Here is a 5,380-nt window from a genome sequence, read left to right as displayed (position 1 = left end):
CTACTCGTCATAACCGCTTTAGAGTACGCTTTTGCATAATCACCAACCTTTCTTGCAACTTCCCACTCTCTCATCGCCCTCTCCCTTATTTCACGCCTCTTTTCAATCTCCGCTTCCTTCAATCGAGGAGGAGGACCATCGAAGACAAAAATTGGTTTAATACCATACTTATAAATTAAGTGAGTTGAGCGAAATAAAAGGCCATTTAAATGTGATGTAACCCTACCATTTTTATCCATTAATGGCATTCCATTCTTCATACGTATGAGTGAAAGGAACTGATAAAGCTCATTATTCGCATCTACCGCTATAGTCTTGAACGAGAGATCCTTTAATTTGACGATCTTTTTAATGATGATCGGTGTTAAATCAACTCCCAACTACCATCACTATAATAACTCTGAACCTCTCTATCTTAAGAAGAAATGATGTATTATTATATTTCTTCTTTAAGCGCTATGAAGCTATTAAGGCGCAGATGGTCCTGGAAAGATTAGATTTGAATTAAAATTTTTAACAATCTTCCAGCTACGGTAGTTTAAATCGATAAATCAAGGTTAGAAGTTTATTATGAAGTATTAGCATAGAAGCTTATCGTAATGCTATGGATTAATGTAAAAGCATATATCGTAGTTTGTGTGCCGATTTGAGTGATGGAATCAGCCAGCGAGTTGAAGCGCAAAATATTCAAAGCTTATGAGAAGGAGCCTAAGGGATGGCAGGTTTACACTACGAAGGATCGATATGGACATATCAATACGATCTTTATACACGGTAAGGATATCTGGTTCTTGAAGGAAGAGTTTATCAATCCTTATGAAACTATCGGTGTCGGTATAAAGGATACCTTAGATCCTCAGAAGCTACCGATCATCAGACCGAGCTTCGGATTTCGGCCCCTAACGAGAAGGATGATGTTAGAGATCATGAATGCTTACGAAGATAAAGATAGTAGATCGTTAGAGGATATTATAAATAGGGTATTAAATGCGGACCCTCGACCTCTCAGTGATATTAGAACACCGTTGATCGTAGAGGGGCCGATACTGCACATGCAAACCATTCCATCCATATTGAATAAACAGGAAGAGTTAGATACGAAGTTAAGGATCGAATTGAATAATCTGCTCAGTAGAAGGTATCCACACCTCACTACAATGTATTACTAAATAGTGAGCTCATTCTTTATCGATTTCTTAATCGATTTCTTTATCGATCGTTCAAACGTTCAAAGGTTTATTACATCCCCGACCTTTAATTGCTTGCAACGCCCTCCGAAGGATTCCGAAAGAATTCTGATAGCTCTATCACCAGTACAGTGGCACGGGCCGATGAATTCTGGGTTAATCTTAAGGAGATCATTTAAAGTCGACATGATCCTCTTATCATCGGCCTTGACAAGATGAAGACCACCTATCACCGCGTAAATGTGATTTACACCCGTCAACCTCTGGGCATGCATGAGAGTATTTATTATGCCCGAATGGGCACACCCCGATACAACGACCAACCCTTTATCCTTCACATCGATTATAACCGCCTGCTCTTCAGATATTGAATCCCTTTGAAATTTATGATCTTCAACCACCCATAGGTCCTCGACCCTCTCGTAATCTACCATTCTCTCTATCTCACCACTCGTCATAACACCCTTGGCTATAGTGATCGAGTTGCAAGCACTGACCACGATACCCCCAGCCTCCTCTATACTCGATAATTTGAATGGCATGCCTACGAATCTGAGCTTCGGTTTGAATGCAAATTTTGGTTCGAAGGCCTTAGGATGTGCCAAGACCATCGTCCTTTTACCGATCTGCTTTAAAACTTCGATGAGGCCACCACTATGATCGTAGTGGCCATGGGTGATGATTATACAATCGATTCTACTCATATCGATATTCAAAACTTTAAGATTATTCCTTATAACATCGGGCGATGGGCCCGTATCTACGATGATATTTACACGATCATCTTCTAAAGCCGCCTCTACCAGTAAAGATAGGCCATGCTTACCTAGAAGGTCCGGGTTATCGATACTGGTCGAATTATCGACGAGTACGGTTAACTTTAGCCCTTCTACCATTTCTCGCCAAATCACGACTTTCTATAGACTATATCGTTCTCTCTAACCCTCTGTATTACTTTTAATCCTATAGACTTGCCAGCCTCCGCAACCTTAACATCCTTATGCTCTATCTGCATCGAATCGACGGTCTGCTCAAAGTTCGTAGTACTCCCTCTTATTAAGATCTTATCACCGACCTTTAAAGGTGCGGTCAATTCTACAACGGCCACACCTATCTTAGGATAGTAGTGTGTAACTCTACCGACGACCTCTATTCTTTCCATTCGTTCACCTTGATATCTATAACGGATCTAATACTTAATGTTAGTGGTGATGGTCATCGATAAGTCGCAGCATCTTTTACATAATCTAAAGCTCGATCGATTGTACACTAAATCTTTATAACTCAACAAAGATCAGGGATTTAACGATAAATAGGATGGTAGAAATCACGATAGGTTAGGGCTTTATATAATTGATTTGACTCTATGGAACGGTTCATAGACCCCTCTAAAATTTGAGTTCAAATAAGAGAATTTGACGGTCATGATCTTGATAGTATCAATCTTTTACAGATGTAAAATATTAAATTGCAAATTGCAAATTGTAAGGCATGGTCACTTGAGGTAGAGTTCCTCAAAGTTGAAATATTTAAATATGTGGTTAAGGGAGGTTTGAAAGGTATATGATCAGGGTCGGTATCGTCCGCCTCGACGGTTATGAGAATTGGATAAAATCCTTGGGTTACGATAGAGAATGGGTCGTCCAAGCGACTCAGGCCGATGTATATAAGAATCTGGTTATCGAAAGTGCGAATGTTGGGCTATTCAGCTTCCCTTTAACTTACGATTCATATCTAACCGTAGTAAACGCTTCCGATCTTGAGGATTTCAAAATTGTTGCGCATAGCATCTCTAAAGTAGTACCTACTCACCTTATCGTGTACTTCGGGCTCGGATCTACCTACGTTGAGGCGATGATGAATTCGAAGGAATTGAAAGACTTCGAGGATAGAGGGTCCAATACTTTAGAGGAGACTCTAGTAGCCCATCTAGACTTGAACGGCTACAACAGGTCGTTGGCTGATAAAGGAATTTACCATGTTGAGAGAATTGTGAATAGGGTAGTACAGAAGTTAAGAAGGATTTCAAGGAGGTATGGAGGGTTAGCGTACTACGCTGGAGGTGACAATGTTATATGCTTCATACCACACATGTACCTCGAAGGTTTCATAAAGGATGTAAAGATGGATGATATCAAGATAGGTGTAGGTATAGCTTTGAGGCCCAGAGATGCATTGGCACTCGCAACCAACGCCCTCGAGAATATAAGACTTAAAAGTTCACGTAGTAGAGTGTTCATCTTGAAGGAGCGCCCTTGATCATAAACCTTGGATATGCGTTACTGGGGAAGGATCTAGAATTAGGCAAGGAGCTACATATAGAAGTCGTCGATGGTGTAATTTCACATATAGGGAAAGGTTATGTGAGAGAAGCATCCATAGATATGAGGTATGGTGTAGCGATACCCGCCCTTGTAAATGCCCATCTCCACATCCTCGATTACGCCTTCCTCGAGTATGGTATAGGCCTCAAGATAGAGGAGGTTGTGAGCGAGCCTCATGGTTTGAAGCACAGGCTACTTTCGACGATGAGCAAGGATGATATACTTTACGCTTCCAAAAGGGTATTCTTCAAGCTCTTTAGGTCTGGGGTAACTATAGCATTGATCTTCTCTGAGCTACCATCAACATACCAGATAATAAGGGATGTCGCTAAAGAGAGTCGTGTAAAGGCGATCGTGCTGGGAAGGGCCAGAGGTGGGTTAAGTATCGATGATATTCTGAAGGATACGGATGGTCTCGGCCTGGACTCCCCATTGAGGTATGATGTTGAGGATCTGGTGAAGATGAGGGATAGATGTAGGGCTCAAGGGAGGTTGATCGTTACTCACGTGGCAGAGACCAAGGATAGTTATCTGCGAGGGGACTTTCGATTGGCACTCGATTATCTGGATGCCGATATTCTGATCCATGGGACCCAGCTCGGAGAAGAAGAGATGGAGGTCTTGGTTGAGAAGGGTAAGTCTTTGGTTGTATGTCCAAGATCGAATATGTGGTTCGGTGTTGGCCTACCACCAATAGCCAAGTATTTAGAGTATGGTGTCAATCTACTTATCGGCACGGATAATGCGGGGTTGATAGAGCCAGATTTATGGCGTGAACTCGAAGCCGCCTACTTTATCACTAAGTTGAAGGGGTTCGATGTGGATGCGAGGGATATTTTGAAGATGGCCACGGTGAATATCGAAGGGGTGAAGGGGCTCAACTTGAGTAATGTAATAGAAGAAGGGAGGGTTGCGAACTTTATCATCCTAGATGCTCATGAATTGGAGGTTACAAGGGCTATGAATCTGTACAACTCTATATTAAAGAGAGGCTCATCCACGAGTATCTTAAAGGTCATAGGTGATTTATATCTATGAAATCTATGAGATCTATGAGATCTATGAAATCCATGAACCCTGTAGAACGATGCTATGTAACGGTATACTCGACGATGACGATCGATGGAAGGATAGCGAGCAAGACACGCTACAGTAGGCTCAGCTGCCCATACGATCTGAAGAGGCTGCATGAACTTAGAGCGGAGAGTGATGGGATCATGGTAGGAGCGAATACGGTCATCATCGATGACCCATCTTTGAGGGTCAAGTACGTCGAAGGTAAGAACCCGGTTAGAATCGTTGTGGATGGCCTTCTGAGGACGCCTTTAGATGCTAGAGTCTATACGCTGAAGACCGCTGAAACTATAATCTTGACGACGGAGGCTGCACCGAAGGATAAGGTCGAGAGTTTAAGAGGTATGGGTGTACGAGTAATCGTGTTTTCAGGGCGGCCACCGATAGATATGAAGGAAGGTATTGAGAGGCTCTATGAAGAAGGTTTGAGAAGGATTATGGTAGAGGGCGGAGGGGAGCTCCTCTGGCACCTATTCGCAGCGGATGTCGTCGATGAACTTAGATTGACGATCTCACCATACATATTTGGCGGTAGAGATGCGGTAAGTCTGGTTATGGGCGAGGGCTTCTCTACGACCGATGATGCGAGGAGGTTGAAGTTTGTAAGTGTTAAGGTGTGTGAGTGCGGGCAGGAAGTGCATATGAGATATTTACGTAGTTGATGTTAATATGAATGGTAGAGTCGAACGAGTTAGAGGTATTCTACAATAGGTCTACGATTGGACTTCGGCGGACCACGCTTGCCAGAATGCAGATCATGCACCGCCGAAGTACCATCATAAATTTTAAATATAA

The 5,380-nt window shown here is 42.5% G+C and carries 7 protein-coding genes; 4 read left to right on the top strand and 3 right to left on the bottom strand.

Features of this window, described 5'->3' with window-relative positions:
- Nucleotides 1-380: hypothetical protein (locus NZ896_06465; GenBank protein ID MCS7117092.1), on the bottom strand; the 380-nt coding region annotated here is incomplete at its 3' end.
- A 273-nt stretch (nt 381-653) separates the two neighbouring features.
- Between NZ896_06465 and NZ896_06460 the strand changes: the two genes are divergently transcribed.
- On the top strand, nt 654-1,169 hold the full coding sequence (locus NZ896_06460) for a hypothetical protein (protein MCS7117091.1): 516 nt from the start codon (nt 654-656) through the stop codon (nt 1,167-1,169).
- Nucleotides 1,170-1,228: 59 nt separating this feature from the next.
- Here the strand turns inward: NZ896_06460 and NZ896_06455 are convergent, their stop codons facing one another.
- Both NZ896_06455 and NZ896_06450 read right to left on the bottom strand, forming a co-directional pair.
- Nucleotides 1,229-2,083, bottom strand: a complete 855-nt coding sequence (locus tag NZ896_06455) for an MBL fold metallo-hydrolase (GenBank protein ID MCS7117090.1) — start codon at nt 2,081-2,083, stop codon at nt 1,229-1,231.
- A gap of 11 nt (nt 2,084-2,094) precedes the next feature.
- Complete coding sequence (locus NZ896_06450) at nt 2,095-2,349, bottom strand: hypothetical protein (protein ID MCS7117089.1); 255 nt, start codon at nt 2,347-2,349, stop codon at nt 2,095-2,097.
- A gap of 401 nt (nt 2,350-2,750) precedes the next feature.
- On the opposite strand from NZ896_06450, the gene NZ896_06445 reads away from it, so the two are divergent.
- Genes NZ896_06445 through NZ896_06435 form a run of 3 tightly spaced genes read left to right on the top strand, consistent with a single transcriptional unit; the run spans nt 2,751 to nt 5,247 of the window.
- Nucleotides 2,751-3,446: a GTP cyclohydrolase IIa gene (locus tag NZ896_06445; GenBank protein MCS7117088.1), complete on the top strand. Its 696-nt coding sequence runs from the start codon at nt 2,751-2,753 to the stop codon at nt 3,444-3,446.
- On the top strand, nt 3,443-4,549 hold the full coding sequence (locus NZ896_06440; GenBank protein ID MCS7117087.1) for an amidohydrolase family protein: 1,107 nt from the start codon (nt 3,443-3,445) through the stop codon (nt 4,547-4,549). The genes NZ896_06445 and NZ896_06440 overlap by 4 nt, the downstream gene beginning before the upstream one ends.
- A gap of 23 nt (nt 4,550-4,572) precedes the next feature.
- Nucleotides 4,573-5,247 (top strand): 2,5-diamino-6-(ribosylamino)-4(3H)-pyrimidinone 5'-phosphate reductase, encoded by a 675-nt coding sequence (locus tag NZ896_06435; GenBank protein ID MCS7117086.1) that lies wholly within the window; start codon nt 4,573-4,575, stop codon nt 5,245-5,247.
- Nucleotides 5,248-5,380 lie beyond the last annotated feature (133 nt).

The organism is Nitrososphaerales archaeon, from assembly GCA_025058425.1.
Lineage (GTDB): Archaea > Thermoproteota > Nitrososphaeria > Nitrososphaerales > JANXEG01 > JANXEG01.
This window is presented reverse-complemented; position numbering and strand designations above follow the sequence as displayed.